Annotated in this window: 17 protein-coding genes; 8 read left to right on the top strand and 9 right to left on the bottom strand. The window is 48.8% G+C overall.

The features are described 5' to 3' along the window. Entirely contained in the window at positions 1-5,916 is a 5,916-nt protein-coding gene (locus HP568_RS01505; protein WP_173628117.1) for an AAA family ATPase, read from the bottom strand. A 129-nt stretch (positions 5,917-6,045) separates the two neighbouring features. Here HP568_RS01505 and HP568_RS01510 point away from each other — a divergent pair, with 129 nt between their 5' ends. Next, a complete protein-coding gene (locus tag HP568_RS01510) occupies positions 6,046-6,672 on the top strand; it encodes a cupin domain-containing protein (protein WP_048035298.1) in 627 nt (208 codons plus the stop codon). A gap of 111 nt (positions 6,673-6,783) precedes the next feature. On the opposite strand, the gene HP568_RS01515 is transcribed toward HP568_RS01510, so the two are convergent. From HP568_RS01515 to HP568_RS01550, 8 genes are all read right to left on the bottom strand, one after another. Next, a complete protein-coding gene (locus HP568_RS01515) occupies positions 6,784-7,518 on the bottom strand; it encodes an MBL fold metallo-hydrolase (RefSeq protein ID WP_173628118.1) in 735 nt (244 codons plus the stop codon). Between the two features lie 201 nt (positions 7,519-7,719). After that, positions 7,720-10,218 (bottom strand): GAP1-N2 domain-containing protein, encoded by a 2,499-nt coding sequence (locus tag HP568_RS01520; RefSeq protein WP_173628119.1) that lies wholly within the window; start codon positions 10,216-10,218, stop codon positions 7,720-7,722. Then, a complete protein-coding gene (locus HP568_RS01525; RefSeq protein WP_048035301.1) occupies positions 10,218-11,483 on the bottom strand; it encodes a TRAFAC clade GTPase domain-containing protein in 1,266 nt (421 codons plus the stop codon). Before HP568_RS01525 ends, HP568_RS01520 begins: the two co-directional genes overlap by 1 nt. 12 nt (positions 11,484-11,495) lie before the next feature. Next, entirely contained in the window at positions 11,496-12,131 is a 636-nt protein-coding gene (locus HP568_RS01530) for a hypothetical protein (RefSeq protein ID WP_048035302.1), read from the bottom strand. An 18-nt stretch (positions 12,132-12,149) separates the two neighbouring features. Beyond that, positions 12,150-13,427: a vWA domain-containing protein gene (locus HP568_RS01535; protein ID WP_173628120.1), complete on the bottom strand. Its 1,278-nt coding sequence runs from the start codon at positions 13,425-13,427 to the stop codon at positions 12,150-12,152. Next, positions 13,424-15,772, bottom strand: coding sequence for a hypothetical protein (locus tag HP568_RS01540; protein WP_173628121.1), 2,349 nt, complete (start codon positions 15,770-15,772; stop codon positions 13,424-13,426). The genes HP568_RS01535 and HP568_RS01540 overlap by 4 nt, the downstream gene beginning before the upstream one ends. A gap of 34 nt (positions 15,773-15,806) precedes the next feature. Further along, positions 15,807-19,196: a tubulin-like doman-containing protein gene (locus tag HP568_RS01545; RefSeq protein WP_173628122.1), complete on the bottom strand. Its 3,390-nt coding sequence runs from the start codon at positions 19,194-19,196 to the stop codon at positions 15,807-15,809. A gap of 13 nt (positions 19,197-19,209) precedes the next feature. Further along, on the bottom strand, positions 19,210-21,003 hold the full coding sequence (locus HP568_RS01550; protein WP_048035306.1) for a vWA domain-containing protein: 1,794 nt from the start codon (positions 21,001-21,003) through the stop codon (positions 19,210-19,212). Between the two features lie 197 nt (positions 21,004-21,200). On the opposite strand from HP568_RS01550, the gene HP568_RS01555 reads away from it, so the two are divergent. The 7 genes from HP568_RS01555 to HP568_RS01585 form a co-directional block, all read left to right on the top strand. After that, positions 21,201-21,350, top strand: coding sequence for a hypothetical protein (locus HP568_RS01555; protein WP_007724683.1), 150 nt, complete (start codon positions 21,201-21,203; stop codon positions 21,348-21,350). Further along, positions 21,347-22,282, top strand: a complete 936-nt coding sequence (locus tag HP568_RS01560) for a hypothetical protein (RefSeq protein WP_173628123.1) — start codon at positions 21,347-21,349, stop codon at positions 22,280-22,282. Before HP568_RS01555 ends, HP568_RS01560 begins: the two co-directional genes overlap by 4 nt. A gap of 14 nt (positions 22,283-22,296) precedes the next feature. Continuing rightward, entirely contained in the window at positions 22,297-24,060 is a 1,764-nt protein-coding gene (locus HP568_RS01565; RefSeq protein ID WP_173628124.1) for an SH3 domain-containing protein, read from the top strand. Between the two features lie 152 nt (positions 24,061-24,212). Next, positions 24,213-24,845 (top strand): LysE family translocator, encoded by a 633-nt coding sequence (locus HP568_RS01570; protein WP_048035309.1) that lies wholly within the window; start codon positions 24,213-24,215, stop codon positions 24,843-24,845. Between the two features lie 10 nt (positions 24,846-24,855). Further along, complete coding sequence (locus tag HP568_RS01575; protein WP_048035310.1) at positions 24,856-25,488, top strand: YHYH domain-containing protein; 633 nt, start codon at positions 24,856-24,858, stop codon at positions 25,486-25,488. A 261-nt stretch (positions 25,489-25,749) separates the two neighbouring features. After that, on the top strand, positions 25,750-26,367 hold the full coding sequence (locus tag HP568_RS01580) for a class D sortase (protein WP_173628134.1): 618 nt from the start codon (positions 25,750-25,752) through the stop codon (positions 26,365-26,367). A 56-nt stretch (positions 26,368-26,423) separates the two neighbouring features. Beyond that, the coding region (locus HP568_RS01585) for a hypothetical protein (protein ID WP_217366321.1) at positions 26,424-26,609 on the top strand (186 nt) is incomplete at its 3' end.

The following is a 26,609-nucleotide window of genomic DNA, read 5'->3' on the forward strand; positions in this document are numbered from 1 at the left end:
CTAGCGAATGTCTTCCAACGGAATTCGGAAGGTAAAGCAGGTGCCCTCTCCTTCTTCGGTATGGACCTGAAGGGTGCCGCCCAACTGTTCAACCTCTTGTTTGACAATGGACAGGCCAATTCCTCTGCCCGATACGAGACTTGCGTTTTCTTGTACCGTGACATGCTCCGCCAATGCCAACTTTAGCTTTTCCATATCTCCGCCCCGCCCATCATCACGAATCGTGACGCACAGGGAAGTATCCTCTTGCCAAAGGCGGCATTGAATCTTGCCGCTGCGTTCTTTTCCGCATGCCAATCGTTCTTGCTCTTCTTCCATTCCATGATCGATCGCATTGTTGAATACGTGAACCAGGCTCCGCGCAAAATTCTCGAATCGCTCCGGATCAACCAGTACTTCTTCAGCATCCCACTCGACCGGATCGATCGTCTTATTCAGACGGATGGCGAGCTCACTTACATAGTCTTCATACCGGGACAACATGTCCTTCATCGGACGATAGCGGAGCTTGCGAATACGTTGGAGCAGCTCCTGCTGAGCTTCCCCCTGTATCAGACTGGTGATCTCATGCTCGAAGCTTTCCCACCGCTCTTTTGCAATGGTGTACACATGCTCGTTATGATCGAGGAACCCGACCCCGAGCTTGTGCTGCATGATCGACAAATCTTGTTGCATCGCAGCTTGAACCTCTGCAAATGACTGCTGGGCGCGCACATCCTCGGCGGACAGGTGTACTTCGCACTTTGCCCATTGAATCAACCACGACTCCAGATCATGCAGCTTTTGCGGTGTATGAATCAAGTGTAATTGACTGAAGTCACCTTTAAACTGATGAATCTGAGCGACCAATTTGAATAGTTTCTCGGAATCCGCCATCTCTTCTTTCAGGACCCGCTTCCACCCATCCTCAAAGAAAGCGTCAAAAGCCCGCAGTACCTTTTGGAAGAGCGGGAGACTAATCGCTACCGTTACGACCATATTCAACCTTTGCCATTCTCGCTCCATCTTTGATTTGAGCGCCCGCTGCTCACTCATATCAGTCAGAATCAGCATCAAGCCCTCTGGCGAATCTCGCCGATCTTCATAAATCGGCTTACACGCCAGCTTCAACGGCATTTGATTGATCTGGATTTCTGTAGGAAACAGACTGAGATACAGCTCTTTTTGCCCTTGGTCTTTTGCTTCAAAGTACTTTTCCAAAAGAGATTCAATAAACACGCGGTCCTCAGGGCGATCTGGATACAACAGCTCTGCGACCGATACCCCAGCCAGTTCTCTGCCAAAAATCCGTAGACATTCCCGACTGTATTCGGAATGGACCAGCAGGTTTTTGGAAAAAGAAAGGAAGCCTTGTCCCGCATTGTTTAACAGATTTTTATTCGCCTGTAAAAGTGCCTGAATCTCATTGGTACGCTCTGTCACAATCTTTTCCAAGGATTGATTCCATTGCTCCAATTGATGATACAGTCTCGCATTTTCAATAAAGATCGCAATTTGCGAGAAAATCAGTCTGAGCGGCTCTGAGCGTTTTTCGTTGAACACATGTGTCGTCTCGTTGTTCTCCAAATATATGACACCGATCATTTTGCCTTGCTGCCATAGCGGGGAGCATAGAATCGATTTCGGCTTGTGCTTCGCGATGTACGTATCGCGGAAAAAGACACCTTCAACCGAAGCATTGTGGAGTACCAGCATCTCTTCTGTGCGAATGGTGTAATTCACGACGGCGACAGAGAGCATCCCGCTATGCTCATACGGGACAGACTGCATGATCTCCACGTCCAAATCGACAGAGCCTGCCGCTTCGATGAGCCAGTCACCATCTTTTTTCAGCAGGAGGATTCCTTTCTCCGCACCTGCATTGCTCATCACCGTGCGTAGCATCGTCGCCAACAGCATTTCCAGGCGGAGCTCGCTGGCAATCGTTTGCGACGCCTTGATGACACTCATTAAATCGACAAGGTCTGCTGTCTGGTCAGTCGTGGCAATCTCGGCGGAAGCCCCCATGCTTCTTACCCGTTGCAAAAGATAAGGGTACCGTTCCCCAATCTCTCGTGCCTTGGCGACCGCTCCCCAAAGCATGTAAACCTCGTGCGCCTCTGTCATGTATACCTTCGCAATCGTTTCGAGTCCGAGTGCCAAGTAATGCTGGGCAGCCAATTCATTTGCCATAGCCTCGTTTTGCAAGAAAACATCCTTTTTGGCGAGTTGAACCGCCTGTTCATAATAAGGACCTGCTTCTTGTTTGTTCTCAGTGACACGCAGCCACTCAGCATACATCAGCAACCACTTGTGCTGAAAATTTTCCGGGCATTCGTTTGCCCACGTCTTCATCTTCTTGATATTTGCTTTGATTTTTTTCCCATACTTCGATTTTTCCTGTCGGCTGGCGTTCTCATAGAGCCCTGTTAATGCCAGTGTTTGCATAAATACTTGTTGGCTGACAAGAACTTGTCCACTGACTGAATCCATCCATTGCTCCGCTTCAGCCAGCAGCTCGGCAGCCTCCAGGTGGTTCCCGTACATGAGATGAACCATCGATTTATAGTAGTGGTACATGTACCGCTTGTAGCTGTTTCCTTCTTTTTTCAGGTGGCTTACATATGTCGTTTCGTCAAAACCATCATGGCAAAACGCCGTTCGTTCATCGTCGGACCACCGTGTAAAGGTATGCAGCGCCTGGCGCAATAACAGAAGCCGATCATCGTGATCAACGACCTTGATTTGTTGAATCATATCGCTGTATTCCTCGATTTGCTGCTCCAATTCTTCCACTGGCACACCGCAGTAGAGCATGGCTTCCAAAAGCCCATGGGCATTGTAAGCAGCATAAATATTGCCGCCACCGTCCAAGCCGAGCTGAATCGCTTTTTTCAGGAGAGGGATATTCGTTCGTGCATGCTCGCACCAGTGATTGATCAGTAGGGCAAACGCGCCATACGCCTTCGTCATGGCGATCGGATCGGCGAAGCTGTCTGCTACACGGCAAGCCAATTGCCCAAATTCGTAAGCCTCTCGATAATTTCCAAATTGAGCAGCTTGTACGATCCCGTAACCGGTATAACCGTTTGCCGAGGCGACCGCGTTTCCGTGCACGAGCGACAGATGAAGGGCACGCAATATCGTTAAAGCAAACCAATTGAGATTAACATAGTAAGCAGATGGCCCGGCGTAGCTGATGATGCTCATCGCCATCTGATAATTTTCATCCGGAACATCCGGCAAATACAGCAGCTCATCTATTTTCCGACCTTTGAGGCGGCGTTTGATGTGAAACATTTCCTTAATGATATCGAGCTTGCCAGGCTTTTTGGGAATCGGTACGCCCAATAACCCCAAGGCTTCGCTTGCGATCTCCATGACACGCGGAAATTCAGCCAGTCGTGTATACATGCGAATTTCCATTTCCAAAATGCGAACGCGTTCTCTGTCTGTTTTGGCATGCTGCATCCCGCGTTCAAACAATTGTTTTGCCTCATCTAATTGGTTACAGAGGTACGTCGTCTCCGCAGACAACGCACACAGCTCCATGGTCAGATCGTGATTGTGCTGCCAGCCCTCTTCCCCGACCAGCTCGAGACCACGTTGGAAGTACTGCAAGGCGGATTCAAATGCCGCAGAGGATTTCGCTTTTTGACCCGCGAGCAAATGACAATGCGCTACATGAATGCGCTCCGCCTGATCCTCCAGTATCTCTTTGCCCCGATACATATGATCGCAAATTTCGAACAAGAAGCCAGATTCGCTCCCTTGGGACATTTCCCACATCATCCTGCCCAGCTTGACGTGAATCTGTCCTCGTTCTTCCTCTGCTAACAACAAATAGGCGGCCTGTTGAATGCGATCATGCACAAAACGGAAACGAATCCGCATCTGAGACGCCACTTCTTCTTCCACGAGAGCAACGTAAGTCAGATATTCCGCTCCTTCAATCGGATAGATGAGACCTTCCTCAATCGCAGGCCGTATATGCTGGATGGCTTCTGACTCCGTTTGATTTCGTGACTTGGCTATCAAATGAAGCAAAAACGAGTTACCCAGACAAGCCGCATAACCGAGCTGCTTCTGAGTGGAATCAGGCAGTCTTCTCATTTTTTCTACGAGAAAATCGGCCACATTTTCCGTAGTACCCAGCTTCTCGATTTCGGCCAAATCCCATTGCCAGTTCTGTTCTTCTCTCTCATACCACAGCAAGTTCCGATCATACAGCGTTTTAATGAATTCTCTTACATAAAACGGATTCCCGGCTGTTTTCTGCATGATAATCGTAACCAGTGGCTTCGTCATCTCCGGATCACTATGCAACGCATCCGCCAGCATCGCATTGAATTCGGGATCTCGAAGCGGCAGTAACGTAAATTGGCGCAAGATGCGGCTCTTGATGCCTGTCTCTGTCAAAATGGCAATCAACGGATTCATCGTACCGCCATCATGCTCACGATAAGCGCAAATCAACAGAAAATGACTAATCTGCATATCCGCAACCAACTCTCGGATCAGGAAAAGCGAAGAAGAATCCGCCCACTGCAAATCATCCAGGAACAAGACGAGTGGATGGTCTGGTCGCGCCCAAATCCGAATAAAGCGTTGCATCACCCATTGAAAGCGATTTTTTGCTTCTGCTGCCGGCAGCTCAGGTACGGCAGGCTGTTTGCCGATCACTGTCTCAAGCTGTGGAATGACATCCACGATCACTTGACCAAGTCCTTGCATGGCGTCGAGTATCATCTCTCGCCAAGCGAGCAGCTCGCGTTCATGACCTGCCAAGAGCTGCTTGATCAAATCCTGAAAGATTTGAATGATGGCCGAATACGGAACGGCCTGATTATAATGGTCAAACTTTCCTGAAACAAAACGTCCCCGGCCCCTCAAAAACGCTTTTTGCGCTTCCAGCACGAGTGCAGATTTACCCACGCCCGCAGAGCCACTGAGGAGAACTATCCTCGTAGCGCCGTTCGTGACTTGCTCAAATGCATCGATGAGCATTTGGATTTCCTGCTCACGTCCATACAGCCTCTCTGGAATCCGCAAGTGATCGGCACGGTCTTCTAAAGCAAGCGGAAAAGGCGTAATCAAACCGTTTTGTTCAAGCTGATCAAAGCAGCGCTGTAGGTCTGCCAGCAAGCCAGACATGCTAAAGTAGCGATCCTCTGTATTTTTTGACAGACACTTCATCACAATGTCCGATAGAATCTCTGGAACGGATGGTTTTACACTGGAGGGAGCGAGCGGCTTTCTCGCCATATGAGCATGTATGAGTTCAAGCATGTCCGAAGTTAAAAAGGGCAGCTTTCCAGTCAATAACTCGTAGAGCGTGACACCAAAAGAATAAATATCGGAGCGGTAATCGACGGTGCGATTCATCCTCCCCGTCTGCTCCGGCGAGACGTAGCGAAGATTCCCCTTCCATTCTTTTGGATTCATCACACTTTGGTATTCTTGGTGGCATTTCGTCGCCAACCCAAAGCTAACAAGCTTTACCTCATAGGTTTCAGGATGGACCAGGATATGATCGGGATTTACATCCTTATGAATGATTCCGTGCTGATGGATTTCCTTCAAGCAGGAAGCCATGCGGACTGCAATGAAGAGCATCTCCTTCAGTGACAGTCCTTTCATTTTCATAAGCAAGGAGAGCGGCACTCCCCCGAAATCTTCCGTGATCATTACGGTCTCACGGTTGTGATTAACGAGTTCGATGATCGTTTCCACTGCATTGGATTCCAGTGATTGAAGAATGCGATATTCATGCTTCAGTTTCCACAGAGATTCCTTATGGGAAGGTCCTTCCATTGGTACTTTGAATAAGACAGGGAGATTGTCGTTATTTCTGTAACCCCGATAAATTCCCAATTTTGAATGAGTGGAAATCAACTCTGCCACCCTATACCCTGGAACCACGATCATGCCGCTCATACTATCCACTCCATCTTTAGGTAGAACATCCTATCTTTTTAATTGTTGCCCCGGAACAAATAATCTATATTTAATCTATATTCTGTCTTAATATAATCTCTTTTTACTATTTTTCAGGGAGGTATAGTTTTGTCAAATCTAAGTCGCAGTGTAAGTAACCCGCACAATAATGAAGTGGTCACCTTTTTAAAGACAACGGAAGAAACGAATGGCGAATATTTGTTATTCCGTACCGATCTTCCACCGGATAACGGGATTTTTCTACACTATCATACAAAACTTGTCGAAACCTTTGAAGGTGTAATTGGAAATTTAGAGGTAACTATTGATGGAAAAAAAGTAATCCTGAAGCCGGGAGAGAAGCTAACCATTCCGACAGACAAGGTTCATGGGTTTCACAACCCCTCTAACGAATTCGTGAGCTTCGATGTCGAAATCCGACCGGCAGGTACTTTTGAAGCGTTTGTCCGCTGTGGATACGGGCTCGATACAGACGGGCGCAGCTTTTATTTGCCGATTATCAAGCAAAATATCCCGAAAAATATTCTCCTCTTGGGAACGATCTTTCAGATGGGGCAGTTTTATCTCCCAATCATTCCGCGCTTCCTGCAAAAAGGCATGTTCGCTGTGTTCGCTGCACTGGCTCGTTGGACAGGCTCAGATAAATCGCTGGAAAAATACTACAAAGCCACTCCCACTGCACCAGTCTCTCATTCCGAAATCGAGCAAACAGCGCAAAAGACGTTGCAAGGATAAAATGGGAAAGACACCATTGGGATTACTCCAGCTTGGTGTCCTCCACGCTTCTTATATCCATATATTCCAACCTGGATTCGTTGTTTTAACGTGTAAGCTCAGGTAACTACTTCACCGTATCAGAGCATCAAGCTGCTCTTGCACGTTGTTTTGGCACATGCCTCCATGATAACAAATGATACTATTAATTTCCAAGTTCTCGAATTTTTTTAATGAGTTTACTGCTATTTCCATATCGAGAGTGTTTTGCGGAATCGGTCCTCGTAGTGCTTCGTTCATGTACACCATAGCATCGCCTGCTATCAAGGTCTTGCTATCCTGTACATAAAGGCTGATATGCCCCGGCGTATGTCCGGGAGTATGAATAATGCGAATTCCCCCACAATACGGTAGAATTTCTGCATCTGCCAGTGTCTTGTGCACCATTGCCTTTGGCGGATTTTCGCAAAGCCGTTGCAAGTACTCGCGTTCCTTTTCAGGCAACATCGCAAGTAAAGGGGCCATGCTTTGGGGGTTTGCTTTGAGGAGAGGGCGTGTGCCTTCAATGTACGGCTGATCTAGCTCATGCGCGTATATTTCAACCTGTCCGCCAAGCTCACGAACGATTTCTGGAAGACCGCCGATATGATCAAGGTCTTGATGCGTCAAAATGATAGCCTGCAAACGCTCAGGGGGGATGCCAGCACGGCTCATCTCCTGACGAATGGTCTCCCAGGAACCAGGCATTCCTGTATCTACTAATACCGCTCGATTATCATCCCAAAGCAAGGTGGGATTGATCACCATCGGCTTGCCAAATGCCTCTCCTTGCAACGGAATCATTTTCACACCTGTGTTTGCTTTCATACGCTATTCCTCCTCACACCATTTCATCGCACAACTACTTTTTATCACGGAGCGAGGAGTTTTTTCAACATAAAAATATTTAATTATAACACAAATAAAAATATTTGTCAACATGTTTTCGAGGCATCTTCTTGTACAAAAAGGACCCCCGAAATACGCGGTCGCTCCTTCCCGAGCAGACCGCGTTGGCATTCTATTATCTTAGGGTGTCGTTGTCTGAACAGGCTGCCCACCCGTTGGTGCATCTTGGCTTTGCTCCCCAAGAACACCACGGACAGGTTGGATGTCAGGCTCGTCCACCATCAACCGATAAACCGGTACGAACACAGCCGGTGGGCGGATCGGCTCAGGCTGCGCTTCAGGTGGCTGCACGTGCGTACTCGTACCTTCCCAAACCATATAGCCTCCCCATGCTCCGGCACCTAGCAAGACAACTGCGCTGGATATCACCGTAGCTTTGTGCCGAAACAGCTTCACGAGCGGATTGGCCGTCTCGCTACGTACCTCGTCCAAAAGCTTGCGGAAATCTGCATTTCGGATCGTATACCACCGTTTTCGCCATTCTTTATCTCGCAATCTCTTGCCTTTCTCCTCAAGGAAGAAGGCCTTTAACGCTTGTCTGTATGCAGGCAGCAAATACTTTCCTTCGAAAAACATCCGCTGACTCATCGTCCATTGGATAAAGGACAGTGTAACGGCTTCCCCACCATTTTGCTGAACATACTCCAGCAATTCTGCAAACTGAAAGCCTTCCTGACCAAAATGATCTTCCCGGCAAAAGACCAGCGGCACCTGTGGGAACTCGTCAGCATGGAGCGGTTTGCTCAACATATTCTGGATCATTCTTTGCTGCACGGAAATCGCTTCCCGATCCCATTTTCGGAAAAACTCTGCCGGGTGTGGCGTGCTTCTCTCTTCGTGCAGCTTCGCCAGATTCATGAGCATTTCTTGCTTGTGGCGACTCTCCATATCCAGCGTTCCGAAAAAGCTCTGTGGCTTCTCCTCCAAGAGAGCGATGAGAACTTGGAAATCATCCTTGGATAGCGTGTCCAGCGCAACGAGCTTCATCAAGGACTTGTCCAGCTCGTCCAACAGCTCATCGGCATAGCTGCGTGCCCCATCGATGTTTTCAAAGAACTGGTGGATGGTAATGGCGGCAGCGAGCTTTTTACGTTCACGCGTAAATAGACGCAGAACTTTCTCTGTCGTGGTAGAAACAAAAACAGCATTGCGCATAGCTTGTGGTTCTGTTTCCGTCCAAAACCGGATTTCCTTCAGCATCTGGTCCAAACTGGTCACGGCGGCTACCCGCTCGGTCATATAATCCTCAAAGAGCGGCTTCACCAACTGCGGATAGCCGAAAATCGTCCGCATCATGAAGCCAAACAGCTCCCGGTTGCTGGACAAATGCTTGTACACCTCTGCCACATAGCTGCTCTGTCTTGCGGTCTTGGCTTTCATCAACACGTCCATCAAGAAGCGGATCAAATCCATTTGCAGGCGTTCCTGCCTGGTGACACGGTAGGATTCAATCATTTGCTTGATCGTCTCGCCGTCAGGCAACTGTTTGGACGAAAGCGCCTCTACTTCGATCCGCATCAGCATTTCCTGGAGCTCGATCAGCCGTTTCTTGCGGGTCAAGCTGCTGTGCCCCAGATAGCTGTTCAACGCCTGCCAAACGCCCGCCCGTTTGCTCTCATACACGGACGTTCGTCCCTTTTCAATCAAATACAGCGCGCACAGCTCGTAGTACGTGCGAAGGTTCAAGGCCAGTGCATGATCTGCTCCAGCCAGCACTTCCTCACAAAACTCGTGAAACGCATCCAGAATCCGTGGCTCATTCACATACTCCCAGGCAAAGTCGAGGTATTCGTGTCCTCCGTCCTGCAAATCGACGTTCTGAACGCGACCAAGGGAGAAGTCGAACAAAAAGTCTTTGTCGCTGTGCCCCCCGCCTGGGCGTATGCTTCCTTTTTCCACGAACGTGACGTGGATATGCTTCTTGCTCTGCGGCTCGTTGCTAAAAGTGAGAAAACCAAAATGTCTGCGCATCTCATAAGGCAGACAACTGTACAAAATCTCCAATAATTGAGCAGCACTCTTGGATGAAGCACTAATATCCACATCCAGGCTGATGAACACCTTCTTTTTCGCTGCGAGCGAGGACATCACCGCAAAGAGAAGCTGTTTGAATAAACGCTCATCGACGCCCAATTGCCCAAGCAACTGTTTTCGGTCTTGCGACAAGCCTTTTTCAGAAGGGATGTCATCGACGGCAGGAAGCTCTTTGCCCGCTGCATCGTCGTGGCGATCTGCAAAAGTGCGCACTCCGAAGATTTTGCCCGGGTTCTTGATAAACTCATCCCGACGCTCTACCGGAATGACATAGTTGTGGCTGAAAAACGTATTGCGCTGCCCAGTAAAGTCCGCTCCGACAAATACGCTTCTGCCGAGAACCAACTCTCCTGATTCGGCCTGGAAGCTGACGAGCGCCTCTGGAAAGAGCGCGAGGTTGCTTTCCGCCCGTTCTTGAAGCTGTCGCGGCGCGTCGTACACGCAAAACGGATGGAGCGCCTTTTTGATGAATTGGTTATCCAGCCCTGGCGTTTTGGCGACAGTATCGTATCCTTCGTTCGAACGGAAAACCCCTTGTCGCCCGCGGGTGTAGTACTGCTGCAAAATGGGCTGACGGTTGCTCACTACCGCTCCCTCCCCTCGATGTAATCAAGCTGGTGCATCAACCAAATAAACGGTTCATCGACGCGAATCGGCGTCACGACACCACTCACCCTTTGATTGACGGGATTGCTACCCAGCGCAGATACAGCGAAATAGGCCGTATTCGTAAAGTAAACATCCAACGCGTCTTTAAACGGTCTATCCACCTTTTCGATGAATCGGCGAATTTCCCCATCAATGTTCTCGAATTCAGTTGTATTTAAATATTGTTCATGGACGAAATTACGGAAAACGTTGCTGTTGGACTTGATATATTCGCCATCGTCTTCCTTGATCAGATGAAGCATGTCGCTCTTCGTCAACACGACAGCAGTCGGAATATGTGTCTTGCTCTGCTCCTGGTAGCCGATAAAGTTCTCAAACAGTGTAATGACGACCTCACGCGGCTCGTCGTACCTGGCAGTGAATTCCCCTGGCTCATCCCCTGCTTGCAGCATGACCCGATCGCGAATTGTCTTGATTTGCAGCGGATCGACCAGGAACAGGATGCCAGACGAGTTTTTCACATGCGCCGCATACAGCTCCAAATACTCGCGGTCGACCATTCCCTCGCCTGCTACGTCGAAAAACACCAGGATCAATGGCGCCTTGTCGCTATCCTTGAAAATGAACTGGAAGATAAACGGCTCCTGTCGCTTTTCTTTTTGCGTGGAATCGAGCAACTGTCCGCGTTCAAACAGGGGTGCCTCATAGTTCTCCCGGAACTTGCGGCTAATCTGCGCATTGAGCGGCATACACGCTGCATCGAAGTGATTCGCTGTCGTGTTCTGCAAGGTATGGATCAATGAGGTCATGTAAACGGACTTTCCGACTTGAGACGCCCCGACAATCGAAATAATGTTGCTCGGCGCTTTACCCGCCGTAATCGGCAGCTCGTTGTGGCATTTCGGGCACAGTCTGCGCTTGGAAACCATGCCATATCGGTCGGTCACACCTGCCAGAACGTTATCAACGTACAAATGGTTTTCCGACGGGATGGATTCCGGATCGATCACTGCTTCCAGCTCATCGATGGCATCCAATCCGAATTTATCCCGGTATGCATTAAGAATCTCATCCTCCTGCAACGCGTAGTCTTCGTCATCCTGGCGATGATGTGTGGCACGGAAGACAACTTGGTCCGGTCCGTATTTGGCGAAGCAGTACGGGCAGACAATATCGTAAAAAGGAAGCCGTTCCTTGACCTGCGGCTTCTTTTCAAACATGTTTTTCAAAAACGACAGCATGGCTCTTCCCTCCTATTCAGGAATCAGTTCGTACATTTCTCCGTATTTTTTCCCGTCCGTAAAAAACAGGCGGACGACGTCTTTTTTCCTGACCTCGATTTCCGGCATCAGATTGACACCGGGCTCGAGATCGCGAATGAAATTGTATCGGGTACCATCATCCTTGTGGGCGGGAGGAGAGCCTTCTTTTTTGACGTAGCAGAGTACGTCCCGCGCGATCGGAATCTCTGAAAAAATGCGTATCTGCAATGATTGATGCTTGCTAAACCAGCTTCCACCCCGTTTGAACGAATAGTAGATTTTGGCCTTTCCTGTGCTGACGTGGATGACATGGGCATCCCCGTCTGGCAGGAGCAGAATCGGCTTGCCATTTTCCAATCGGCAAGGAAAGATGCGGTATGTGTACCGGCCGATGCCGTCTGTTTTTTCCCGCAAGCCTTTGTGGACTTTGTATTCCTCTCGGGTATACAGCTTGAACTGACGATCATCCAGCTCGTTTACGTCAAAAGGGGCGCCAAACTGCGACTTGTGCACGTACACACACGGAATATCCTGCGCCCAATGCCAATTGAGTACGTATTCGCTCCCTTGATGCTGGCAGGTGACGTCCTTGATGAAGGTTTCTGTTGTTTCCTCCCGATTAATCATGATTTCATCATGCTCCCTTTACAGATCAAACCGCTTGTTGCTCTGGTTCCCGGCGTCCAAGGCACGGGGGCTTTGTCTGGTGTTCAGTCTGCGCTTCGCAAAAGACGATCCGCCACTCGTGGAAGCTGGCACAAAGAGAGTGAACAATGTCAGGATGACGGCGAGCAAGGAGCACGCCAGCAAACGTACCACCATATCGAGCAAGTCGATCGACGACAGACCCATTTCCAAAATGAGTCCGGCTAACAGTCCTGATACCGCCCCGCCAATCGTAAAGCTTTTGGCCAGATGACGATTGTCAAAAATCAGACCCAGCGCCAAGCCGAGCAAAGCACCAATGATCAGAACACTGACCACACGGGTAATAGCGTAAAACATGCTTTCTTCTGTCGCTCCTGTCCGCTCAGAAACAATATTGCGGTCTGTTCGACTCATATCGTAAATCTGACCAAAGATTCCTGTCATTTGGTCCGCGTGTTCAACATTGAAATAGCTGCCGCCGGTCTCAGCAGCGATCTTTTGCAGCAGCGCCGTTCCATCTGCATCGATTTGGCTCATGCCTACCGTATGGACAATCACCTGGTTTTGCTTGTATGGCGCGAGTGCGGCTGGGATATCCAGATCGCTATAGCCGTCTGACATCAGCACGACCGTACTGTTTGTCATTTGGTTTGCCTGGAGCTGATCCAGTCCCGCTTGCAGTGCCAGGTCGATCCGGGTGCCTCCATCCGATCGTGGATATTGGAGCAGCTTCTTCACAACCTCATCCTTCGCAGACTGGCTACTCAGATCGGTGAGGGGTTGCAGCACATTTGTTTGATCGTGAAACGTAACCACCGCTATGTTCATGTCACTGTCCATGCGCTGCACCATGTCGGCTGCTGCTTTGAACAATTGGTTATCCGGGTCAGACTGCTGCATGCTGCCTGACGTATCCAGAACCATGACAATATTGTTGGCCCCACTGGCCTGTTGAAACGATGACCCGTACAGCAACTGAAGCAAGAGAGCCACTACGCCCACCATCAAAAACGTGCTGGGCACGAGCATTTTCCAGGAAAACCCCAGATAGCGTTGCTTCCAGCCGTCTCCATTCAATCGTGGCGAGATCATTTCCGCAATGAGGCACATCAGTCCTACGAAAAAGGCATATTGACCAAAATAAAGTCCCATTAACAACCATTGCGGTATTTCTCCGGACAGCTTGCCGAGCATGACTTCCCCGACCAAAAATCCGATCACGCCACCTACCAAACTACAAACTAGCATGAGTAAGCTTACCCTTCTCTGACTCATGATGACTCATCTCCTCCCACGCGGCGAAAGACAAACCCGCTGTCCTCATAGGAAGCATGGTATTTCTTGTTATTGCGGTAAAACATCAGCTCTTCCATGCCGAATCCACCCATCAGGTTCATTTTTTCTATCCCGCTTTTTTGTTCCTCGTGGATGCAGCCCAGCTTGTAGGTTCGTGTGCTCTCATCCTTGTGCAGCGCATACTGGACGAAGTCGTTGTGAATATCGGCAAACAAATACTTCTCCTCATAGCGATGCTTTTGCAAGAAATGGAACACTTCGATGTGAACCGCTGCGCGCTCTTCCAGCACCAATGCCAGATCGAGGAACAAATCCTCCTTCGTCAGCACGGTTCGGTTATCATAAGCAGCCCCGACGTTGGCACGCGCAAGCAGCTCCGCCTCAAAAGATAAAGCAAATGGCGCACGGGTGAGAATCTCGTTCCGACAAAATTGACACAGCCTCTCCACGAGTCCAGCGAGTCGATTCCCGCTGAGCAGAGCGCCGCTGCCAATATACCGTTGTTCCATGTAAAAATCACTGCCGCGCGAAGCTTCCAATGACCGGATCGTTTCATGGACCACCGATTCGTAATATTCGTCCACGTTTTTACCCAAGTAGTCAGTCGCTTCTCGAACGCTCGTCTTGGCGATTTCCCGCAGTTGCTTATGCAAGGCTTCCAGTTGCTCGACTTGCTCACCTAACTGCCGATGAATCTGCTCTGCCTGTTTCTCATAGCTCACAAGGATCGAGAGCATCATCTCCCAATCCAGCAGCTCCAGCTTTTTACCATAAACAGCGTCCAGCAAATGACGAATGAAGGTCCGCACACGCTCCTTATCCCGTGTGAAAAACCCTCCTACGCGAATGTCCTGCCGATCCACTCTCTCTTGGTAGAGATCGACCAGCTCGGCTTTTATCTGTTCAACCTGTCGAGATGTCTCGCGAATGCCTGTGCGCAGCTCATCCAACAGGTTTGCTCCATTGGCGTGTTCGGCTGTGAGATAGTAAGCCGCATACAGCCCAAGCCGTTCATCCTCGATGACTGCTTTCTGAATCAAATCAGCCAATGACTCCTGAGACAGCATGTGCTCCAGACGTTTACGCGCCCCGGAAACGACATTCGCCTCAAAAAAGGCTTGGCTGCTGCCGTCAAACAAAGCCAGCTCCGCTTCACGCATATTCATACTGCAAAGCTCGCTGTAGCTCATGCCAGAGGTCATAAGCCCCGTCATTTCCTCCAGAATATGATCCTCAGGGAGAATGCCAGCCAATTTTCGCTGCAAATCATGTGCAGTCAATCCGAGCTTCTCTCTCGCTTTTGTTTTCGGCAACACCTCGCCATCCTGGAGTCGCTCCCAATAGCGGTCAAATACGGCAGAAAGCACTGTCAGCGCAATTGCATGAGTCGGTCGCTTTACTTTGGATAGACCTGCCGATGCAAACTTGGTCTGCCCGTGATCGACCGTGATGCTGCGCATAAATTGCAGCTTGTTATAGCCATCATTGCTTTCATGGAACTCCGACTCTACCTTTTTGTTGTTCAACAGCACCAGCTTGCTGATCAGCTCGTAATTTTCCTGCATGTCGCCTTCGATAAACAAGCCATGCTCTGTCTTGTCACTCAATAGATACGCCAGCGAAAATAACGGTGCGTTCACATGCTCCACAGGCAGTTTCACGAGATCCTCCGTTACCAACAGATTCGCTCGATAACTGTAGTCGCTTCGCTGATAGCGATTGACCTCTTCCAAAAAGCTGACCGAGAGCGCTGTCGTGAACCCGAATGCTTCTCCGTTGTTCTTTTCCTGTAGCAGGACGTACAGGTCGACTGATACGTTTTTAAACAGCTCGTTGAGGTAGCTCTTGAGAAGCAACGTGAGCTCTGGCAAAAGGATCGTGGCAGGGTCATCCGCCCTTGCCACGACGGCAATATTGACTTGCTGAAAAGCAGTGAACAACTTGCCCATTTCCGCTACCCGCACGCTTGCCAGCTTCATCACCTTGTTCAATTCCATGGTGACAGCTTCATCAAGTAAAAAACGCTCGTGAATCGAAGTACGCATTTTTTTCTTGTCGGCATCTGCCTGCGGCAAGCGGCAGCCGATTACTTGCGGATGCTCCCACGTTTTATCCTGGTACGCATGGACATAAAGAACACCGTGACCATTTTGCCAATTGCGCTCGTTGTGGGCACGAACAGCTTGCAGTGCCTCTACGCTCTTATCCCCGAGAAAAAGGAAGAGCACGGGGTTTTGAATGCTTCGCTGTCCGTTTCCGCTATCCAGTTGTCTTTCCAATTCCGTAACGTATTGGGTCGCGAACTCTCCTATCAAATCCCGCATGCGTCCTCCTCGATTATCAAACGATCGTGATTGTTTATTGCAGCGTCTTGCGCATATCGTTTACTTTTGACCAAACCTTTTTGTAGAACTGGAACAGCTCTTCACCGTTTACGTATTCGTCGCGGTCGTATTCCAGATCATTTTTCGTTTCTTGGAAAGCAGATGCGATTTCTTCGAGTTTTGCCAGCAACTGCTGCGTATCCTCTGCTGAAGTCATCGCGTCACTGCGTTTTGCAGCTTTGCGCTGGATGGTTGCCATGCTCTTGTGATCCAATGCGCGGTATTTTTCATAGATCGCAAATTCAACATGCTTGTTGACTTTCATCAGGTTGATGAACGGCTCCCACGCATCTTCTTCCTCATCCTTGTCGTAGACGTAGAGCGCACCGCGCTTGCAAATCGTCCCTGTGTAAAGGGCTTCGATGAATCGGGTCACCAGCTCTTCTTCGTCCTTGATGGCACCTACAATCTGCTCCAGCTCCTGGATTTTGGCCTCGATTTCTTCGTATTTGCGTACTTCTTGTTCGATCAGGCGAATCTGCTCTGGATAGCGAATCAGGTTTTCTTTTGCCATCTCTTCATTGATACTGCCGAACACATCACGCGTAAATTCTTGCTCCAGACCATCTTTCATGAAGCCTTTGAGCTCAACCAATGCACGCTTGATCTCTCCAGGACTCAGCTTGGTCGCGTCTCCTTGTGCTTGGTGCTTAGCCAAGAAAGTGGCCAGCGAGAACGGCTTCGTCACGATGGATTCATAGCGGTTGCTGGTCTGGCTGTCGCTGCCTTTTTCGCGGATGGCTCCGTAGCGCACCGCACGGTCAAACAATTCGCGTACTTTGGCGTTGTACGCTTTGATCCGTCCGTTTTGGTACGTATCTCCCCACGATTTTTCCGGAATAGGCGATGGGAGGTACGCCCAGTTGTTCTTTTCGGTTTGAACGAGGTGGCGTCCGATACCCTCTCTGTCCAGAATTGTACGTTCGTAGCTTTCCTCGTAGACCTTCAACGGTGTGTAAGCGAACAGTGGAACACCGTTTTTCGTATTCAGCCAGAAGATGCGGTTTTTGACTTCGCTTTCTTTGACGGTAAAGCGCGATCCGCTAATCGCTGTATTTTGATAGTTTTTAATCCCCTTCAAGATCGATGGTGCCTTCAGGGGCACGGATACAAAGCCCCAGGAAGGGAAGTGCATATTGCCGAGATTATTGCTCAGATGGAAGACCGGAATCGCCTCTTCATCCAGCTTGCTCGCAATCTTGCGCTCTACGATGCGATCGAGTGTCTCGTCCTGACCGTATTTGATCACGAGGAATTCTTCCATCGACTTGGTGATCAGCTCACCGAACTTCTCCGAGAGGAATTCGGAAATCGAGCTGACGATATCCAGCTCCTGCTCTTTGACCCACTGATCGGAGTGTCGCAGCAGCTCGCTGGTGAAATCGCGGATCAAGTCATCCGCCTCTTTTTGCTCCAGGATGTTGCTGACTACCTTGGAGATATCCGGCACGCTGACGATGTTCCAGTAGTATGTCTTGTTGCCAGTGCGGTCGCTCTCTTCTCCTCCGTTGATCAGGATGTCGCCGTTTTGCTCGAAAATTTGGTTGAGTGCGTTCAAAATCTCAGTAAATACGTTATAAATGCGGTTGTTCTCTGCATTCAATAAACGGTGCAGCTCTTCGTAGAATTCGATCATTTGCTCCAGCTTTTCCTGATCAGCCAGGAGCTGGTATTCGTTGATCTTCGCTTCGATGTAGCTGTTTTTCTTCTTCTCCTTGGAGATGAAAGCACTGCGGGCATCGCCCAGCTTTTCATTCGCATTCTCTCTTGCGCCCTCGATCTCAGGCGGGAAGCTCTCCAAATTCGCCTTGAGGCTCTCGATGTAGGAGAGGATCATTTTCATCAGGCAGTAGCCTTTGTCCGAATGAATCAGACGGGACGCATAGAAAGGTCCTTGCTGCGGATGCAGGAATACACGCGTGATCATTTCGCCAAAAACAGAGATCATGTCGCCTGGCATCTGCTTTTTGGACTTGATGTACGCTTCGCGTGCTTTGGCGAGATAGCCTTGCTCCAGCTCGTGATCGATGCTCACGACTTGCTGAGTGATCACGTTGCCGTAGTTCAGACGTTCGCTGTTCTCATAGCCTGGCAACGGTTCAGGAACGCGCTCCTCAAACTTGCGGGAAATCGAGTCGATGTCGATTCCGAGCTTGCGGGCGAATTTCTCTGCATCTTCTTGCGTCGGTGCTACCGTGAACATTTTTTCCATCTTTTTAAACAAGCGATATGCCAAGTACGTTGTCATCTCTTCGATCGGCAAGACAGCAGAGGAAGCACCGATGACGTTGTATTGGTAGTTGGCTGCGTACGCTTTTGGCATCTGGTTGATGTTCGTACGGATGTTGCTGATATAGTCGTGGATCGCAAACTCTTCACCCGAGCGCTTTTCTTCGCTCGCCATGAAGTTCGTAATGTTCTCCGCGGTTACGTTCATGCAGTAATCGTAGGCGTTTTCCAGTGCTTTGCCTTCCAGATTGGTCGCAGAAATCAAATGGCACAGGTTGAATGGTGGCATTGGCGATTGCACGGTAAGTACATTGCCGTATTGCTGGCGGAAACGCTCATTGCGCTCATCCGCATTCATCCAGTAGTCCAGCTCTTTTAATGCCGCGTAACCGTTTTTCATGATGTAGTCGCGTGTGTGCGAGCTGAGGCTCTTGTTCGAAAGGTTGACGTCAGGTGTGAACAGGTAGCCCAACGTATTCACCTTGTCTACCCCTGCACTGCCAAAGTCGCGCTCCAAAATGCCTCGTACGATATAGGCGATGTCGAGGAAGCAACCGCTCCCCGTTCCCCCGGATAAACCACTCAGGAGAAATACAGTCAGCTTTTTGTTCGTGCCTTCGCACAGCATCTTGACCTTTTTCTCAATCGTTTGGACGACTTGCGTAATTTTTGTAAAGAGAAGAAGTCGACCTGCCTGGCGTACACCCGATGCTCCGCTGATTCCGTCCGTAATCGTCAGCTCTGGCGAGAGCCAATCGGTGATGTACGGCTCCAGAATGCTGCGATTCTGCAACACACCGCCGATCTCAGGATTGGACAGGAGTACGAACTCCGTCACTGGATCGAGCCCGATGCCCTTGTACTTTTTGTTGCGGTCATGCTCGTTCGTTTCAAACGCGATAAATTCAATATTGTCCGGCTTTTCCTTGCGCTTCTTGGAAAGCTGGTCAACCGGCAGCTTGAAGCGTCTGTTCACTTGGTATTTCAGGCGCAAAAGCGCGTCAATTCCTGTACCGCCAAGACCGATAACGAGCATCGGGTTATCGATTGTATCAACGCGAATCTTGTCACTGACGATTCCTCCGCCGAGGGATACGTCCAATTGTTGAATGTGTTCTCTCACGACTGCTTTCATAATCGACTCACTCCTAGACGATGTAATCTACATATAAGGACTTGTTCACATTCGTTAACGAAATTTTGATGCGATCGTTTTTCTTCAGCTCTTTGCCTTTGCTTGCATCGAGTACACGTCCGGCCTTTTCGATTCGACAGCTCGAACGGTTTTCGATGATCAGCGTATCGTTTTTTCCTGGTAAAAAGATGACTTTCTCTGTCTCCGCAAACTCAGGGGCGAGCTGCAAGAGTTGGTGCAGCTTCACTTTTCCTTTGAACGCGTTCAGTTTCTTGTACTGCGGATTGGACTTTTCCCCTGTATCCTCATCCACGATCTCGATGGCGATTTGGCCCGCGAAGCCCTTGTTCGCCTTGCGATAGATCGACAGTGCGTACAAGCCTGCACCGATCAACAGGATGAGAACCACGGTACCTCCTACTACGGTCATCCATGGAAATGGTTTCGATTCTGCCGCAGGATCAGTGGTTGTGTTCGGCTTGCTCGCTCCAGAACCTGCTGTTTTCGCAGCGTCTACAAGGAATGGCTTTGTCTCCCGGTAAAAACTGGTGTCTTCTGCCTTGATTTTTATCTCGTACGTATGGTCAGACGGGATTGTAAAGCTGCCTTCGAACCCGCTGCCCGTATTGTTCAGGGCGACCTCATTCGTCTTATTGTCCGTCTTGTCATTGACGATTAATGTGGCCTTCATTTGTTTGTACAGATCAGGACTCGCTACCTTCTGTCCGTTTGAAACAAGTGCAGCCTTGATCGGTACGACATCGCCAGCCTTGAAGCTCTTGGCTGTGACTGGCTCCATCTCCAATTGCAGATCGTAGTTGAAGATGAGGTTAATATCGATTTTTTCCTTCGGGGCACCTTTTACCTGTAGCTTCCAATCGCCCTGCTGTGGCTTGACCAGCTTGATCATCGTGTACGCATTGGATTTCGACAGTCTGACCTGATTGGAAGGAATTTGTACTTCCTTGCCAGCCGGATCGAACAGCTTCACTTCCACTGCTTTTTGCGACATGATCGAGATGTTGGCTTCCATGACGCTGCCATTCGGGATGGGGATCGGAATTTCCTGAGCCTGACCGTTTGCAACGAAGCTTTTCACCGGGACAACCTTCAGCTTCAGGTGATTCGCAAAGATTTCGCTCAAGATTTGCGGGAGCTTGTCCGCTGTGCTCGTTTCAAAAAATTTACCATTTGTCTCCGCAGCAATCTGCTGTAGTGTCGAGCGGTTAAGCTGACCGTCTGCGTTCAAGCCAATCGTGTAAATCGGATAGCCTTTGTCTTTGGCCTCTTTCACTGCTTGCTGTAGCTCTTGATCAGACTGTGCTTGGGTACGGCTTGATGCTTTGTTCAAATAATTGTTTCCGTCTGCCAACAGCACGATAATCGGCGCATTGTTTGGATTGCGTCCTGCATCAAGGATTTTTACTGCTTCCGTTACCCCGACAGCGATATCGGTGTAGGCTCCTTTTTGCAGACTGTCGATGAAGGCTTTGATATCATTCTTGTCTTCTTCGGAATTAATCTCGAGCAGTGCTTTTTCCCGCTCGATCTTGTCGGTATAGGCCACTACACCAACCTTGTTCGCTTGGATCGATGTCATGTCGACGAACATTTTCATCGCTTCGTTACTGACTTTGTTCTTATCGCTTTGGGTCATGGAGTTGCTGACGTCCACGACCAGGACAGCGTCCATATTGTTTCCGCTCGTTTGCGCAAAGGCTGGGTGAGTGACGGAGAGGACACTGACCAAGAGCAGGGCGAGACATGCTACGTATCGACATAACATTCGGAATCGTATTATTTGCATAAGAGCTCCTTTTCTTGTTCGTTACAAAGAATTTGTGAGGTGTTGCAAAGAAAGTAAGACTATGACACTATTACCACTAGATTCAAGAAGTAGAAGACGGATGATAAAAAAGTACTAGAATGATTGCCCCTTACTCGTAATACGATACGACATGATTCTTTGTTACAGATTTCGACAACTTCGTTAGGAGAAATTTTATGTTAACTTACTTTCTGTTGTTTGCGGCTTTTTTGCTGCTAGCGGTCCGATTCCTCAAGCTGCTGCGACTGAAACGGCGCAATCTCTCCAACGCCGAAATCGATCAGCATCTTCATGCCTTACTGAATGAGAAGAGGGATTCGCCATGAGAAAACGAATCGGCGTACAATTTCGCAAAACCCGTAAAACCACTCATACTTATGAAAGAATTCAAGCGTGTACGCGATGCCATACATACCACGTCCTGTGGGAGACGCATTGTGAGACTTGCGGGAGAGCCTATACACCGATCCGCCAGGTTTCCCACGCTGTGACGCGCCGCTATGTGCAAACGCGCTTCTTGCTCTTGGGCTTGTTCGTCTGTCTTGCTGTCCTCTCTGCGGAGACCGTTTTGCAATTAGCTCTCGCAGGAGGTATTGGCTGTGTGTTGTTCGTCCTGTTTTTCGTGATGCAGAAAAAATACGGCACTTATGAAAGAGACGTACAATTCCAACACTTTTTGACGAGGGAAATGGAGACGATCAAGAAGTCACTCCTCCGTCATTTGGAGGAAGTGGGCAACGACGTCAAAGAAGGACATCTTAAGGAAGCTTATGAAAAAACGAGAGAGATCGGACATTTCATCGATTCCGATACGATCAAGATACGCAAGATCATGTTCCTCAATCATTACGTCCTGCGCAAAGACATGGAGCTGGAGCTCGAAACGCTCATCCCGTCTATGTACGACAAGGACTTCATGGAATATGTCCGCGAAGTCATCAAGGTCCAGCCTTCGCTCGTCAAAAAGTCCGTGCTTACTTATGTTAGACGTTATAAAAATCAAATATTGTTGCTGGAAAACGGGGATCAGCTCATCGGTCAAGTGGCAGGTGCAGCGCTCCGCATGAAGTCTTATGTGGACGAGTATCAGGATCTGATTATCGAATTTATCGATTTTTTGCCTCGCGAGCGCCTGCTGCGATTGGCAAAAATGGTACAAACCCATAAGGATGAAGGTTGGGAACAACTATATCATTCTACCAAAAACAGGGTAGATACGCATTACGCGTTTGACCCGGATTTCAAAGGCTTACTGTGAAGGAGGAGCCTTTTATGTTGCCTATCTCTCCCTATCATAGGTCCCTCTGGGTCCGTAATATTTTTCTCGGACTCTTTGCCTTGGGCTTGATCGCCGTTCTGTTGAAGCTCGGATTCGGGTACAAGCAGATTGCGCTGTATAAACAGGCAAAGACGTTTTATGAGCAAAAGAACCTGCTGCAAGCCGAGGAAACCTTTTCTCGTGCGCATGATATGGCTGTCCTGTCCTACGGCGATGACGAATGGAATTCCATCATGTTCCAACTTTCTTCTATCCGTACTGAGCTGGAGGGGCTTCAACAGCACTCGCACGCGGCCATTTCAGAAAAGAAGGTCGCTGAAATCGGTGCGGTCTATGAACACTATCAAGCTGTCAAAAAGAATTACCAGAATCAGAAAGACGTACCGGCGATGTTTTTCCAGCAATTGTCCGCTCATTTGAGTATGGATAAGAGCTTTTCCGATTATTACTTGAATGCCTTGCAAACAGCGAAGGCGCAGGCACAATCGAATCTCGAAAAGGAAAACTATCAGGACGAATCTTTCATTGAAACACTCCTTGCAGTTCCAGATGAGTACTATGGCGGCAAAAAGAAGAAGCAGGCTGAGCTCTCGGCCCTTTTCCAGAACTATGAAAAGACGAAGCTGCGGGCGCTGATCGCTTCGGCTTCTTTTGAAGAAGTCATCACCAAAACGGCTACAAGCATTCGCCATTACGAAAAGCTGGGTATCGAGACAAATTGGTTAGTGGATCAGTTGGAAAAGTATGCGTTAGCTAAAATCAAGGAAGTCATCCGATCGAAGGATTTGAGTGCCTTTGTTGACATGGCAGCGGCCTATCGCAAAATCGAGGATGTGCTGTCCAGTGATTCACCTGTCCTTGATTCGATCACCCGCTATCTGGAAGGCAAGCTCAAGCAGGCAGAACAATACATCAAATCGTTCGAGTTCACCAAAGCGCGTGAATTGTACGAGCAGTTGAATCCGCTACAGGATACGGCTACGCTCCTGTCTGATCTGGAAAAGCTCTGGTTGGAATACGATCCAGCACGCTTATTGCAATTGAGATATCCAGACAGAACGTTCACTGACATGCTCTCCGGCACAGATCGCTGGGGAGCAAAGCTTTACGCATTTGGACTCTCTGAGGCAGATCAACGTCTTTATTTTGCAGCGAAAATGCCAAATGACTCACTCCTCTATCTCGATCAACCGCTGGATGTGGACATGAAATCGGCTAAGGCTAAGATCGACGATACTCTCGGAAGTAAAGAAAAGCCTGTGATTATCGTGAGTGCTTCCGGCAAGGAACGCGCTAACGCCTACGCGGCACTGTCTCCGAATTTGACAAAAGAAACTCTTGAGAAGCGCTTTTCGGTCGAGGCGGATGAATTCAGTGTAGAAGACTCCGAGCATGTGATCATGAAAAATACGGTAGGGAAAGGTAAAAACGAAATCGCTTTGTTCAAGCTCGAGGACAATGGCTTGGCTTACATCGAAAAGCTGGCTGATTTGGAGGAGAGTTCCGAAGAAACGACCGAGGGAACTGGGTCAGAAGACGCGACTTCCCCTGCCGACGGGTCGACAGAAGCGACAGATCAAACTCCCCCTGCCACTCAAAAAATCGATGTTTTCGCGGGTCCAGGTGAAGAATATGAGAAGATCGGTCAGGTAGTAGCAGATGGTTCCTTCCAAGTCATCGCAGATCTGAATGGCTGGTACCAGATTGTGTTTGATGGAAAAGAAGGCTGGATACGCGCTACCGAATCAACTCCGTAATCGGTTTGCTGAATCAGGAGCTCCCCCTCGCGATCATGACACACCTTTTTTGATCGGCGTCAGGAGCTTTTTCTCATTTTTTCACATTGCGTTAGGTGTCAGATTCTTCTATAATCTATTCTTATTTTATAGTAGGTAAGGAGTGAGAAGAGATGTTTGGAATCGTTCATTATGAAGCATTTCTGATGACCGCCATCATGTTGAACCTGATACCCGGCTCAGACACGATGTACATCATCACCCGCAGCATTTCGCAAGGTAAACAGGCAGGTATTCTTTCGGTTCTCGGCATTTTGACAGGCTCACTCATTCACACACTCTTGGCTGCTTTCGGCTTGTCGCTCCTTTTGGCGCAATCCATCGTACTTTTTAACATCGTCAAAATATTGGGGGTCGCCTATCTCGTCTATTTGGGCATTCGCATGCTCATGACGAAGGAATCACCAGCTTTTGACGCAGCCGATTCCAAGAAACTGAAGGGTGAAAAGGTCTATCTGCAAGCGATCCTGACAAGTGTCACGAATCCAAAGGTCGCTCTGTTTTTCATCGCCTTCCTCCCGCAATTTGTGAGCGCGACGGAAGCCGGACCACTCCCTTTTCTTATTCTTGGCCTTACTTTTACCGTTACAGGTGGCATCTGGTGTAGTCTCCTCGCCCTGTTTGCTTCCTTCGCTACACAAAAATTGCGCAGTAATCAGAAGTTCTCTGTCATTCTCAACAAGCTGACGGGGATTGTTTTTATCGGGATGGGGCTGAATCTGTTGCGGGCGAAAGCGAATCCTTAGGAGGTTATCTATGAAAAAAATTATTTCAGTACTCGCACTCATTCTTTGCTTTGCTTTTTTACCTGTTCAAATGATTGAAGCGCATCCAGGCAGAACAGATGCAAATGGTGGACACACCTGTAGAACAAACTGCGAAAAATGGGGATTACAGTATGGAGAATATCACTATCACAACGGTGGCGGTGGTTCTTCTAACAGCCAAGTGAAAAAATTGGCTCCTCCAAAACCATCGGCCCCCCGTACACAACCTAAAATACTACCTTCGAAAACAATTGTAGCCGTAGACAATGCTAACGTTTATTCTGCTCCATCCCTTGACTCTGTCGTTACCGCAACCCTATGGTATGGTTTTGAAATCAAAGCATCAGGTACACAGCCGGAATTCATCTCTATGGATCAAGGATACGTTTCTAAAACAGTGGTCACCTCCTATACACCGATCACTCCTAAGACTGTCAAAATTCAAGGAGAGAAAGGCTACTTCTTCTCGACCCCTTCGCTAGAAAGTCCAGGCAGAGGCTACGCTGTCAAAGATGCACTTGTTCAAGTAGTCGGTGAACGTGGAGATTGGTATTACGGCTCCACCATTGATGCAAACGGGAACGTCTTAGTTGGATTTGTTTCAAAAAGCGTCGCCTATTAACCATAGAATGAAGACCGAAAAAGCCAGTCAGGAGATTCTTTCTCCTCTGGCTTTTTTCATGTTCAGAAATTGTTTAGGTCGAAAGATTATGATACTTCTAGGCATTTTTTCACAATTGGAACAGTGGTGAATCTGTTGTTCCCGACTAGCAAGATTTATACAACGAAGAATGACTCGCCGAAAAATTTTAGTGTAACTAAAAATTAAGACAAGGGAGGAAAGATGAATTGAGTTAACGGTGCGAAAAGGGAGTTGAAGAATGTGCGAGTGCTGTTAAGTGCTGGGTTTATCCTGGCAGGCTTATTCCTCCTTTTCTATCCTCAATGGGAAACGGCGGTATCTGCACAAAAGCAAGAACAGCTCATCGAAGCGTTCGAACAACTGAGCAACGTCAGCCAGCAAATAGAAACGGCTGCATCCGAGGAACGACCAACCCCTCAGATACAAGAGCCGCTCGCTATGTTGGAAGGTGCCAGAGGCGTGATTCGGATTCCCAAAATTGATCTGGAAATGATGATTTTTGAAGGCGCGGACAAGCATGCCTTGAGTAAAGGGGTTGGCCTGATCGAGCCAGACAAGGAATTCGGTGTGAACAATGTTGGACTGGCAGGTCATCGCGGGATTACTCACGGTAAGCAATTCAATCGCTTGGACGAACTAGCACCTGACGATGAGATTGAGATCAAGACCAAAACGGCAACCTACCAATTCGTTGTCGTGAAAGCCTTTGTCGTAGATCGTACACAAGTAGAAGTTCTAGAAGATCAAAAGAAGTCATTGATCACCTTGGTCACATGCACCCCTGTTGGAGCAAAAGATCCGAAGGACAGACTGATCGTTCAAGCTGAATGGAAACAAACGACTTCATCTCAGCCCTAACACTTCCTAACTGAAAGACGGAATGAGCTAGTTTTTATTTAGTACAGGAGGAGCATATGCAAAGGAAATCTTGGATCGTTGTGGTGACACTTTTGCTCATCATCCAAAACTTTTTCGGTTTCACGACAACCTCGTATGCCCAAACACAAGGTGAGGTTGTCATTGAGACTAGTGGGGAGCCGGGCACAGGCGACCCTACTGATCCGGGCACAGGAACTCCTACCGATCCAGGCACAGGAAAT

Source organism: Brevibacillus sp. MS2.2, assembly GCF_013284345.1.
Classification (GTDB): domain Bacteria; phylum Bacillota; class Bacilli; order Brevibacillales; family Brevibacillaceae; genus Brevibacillus; species Brevibacillus brevis_C.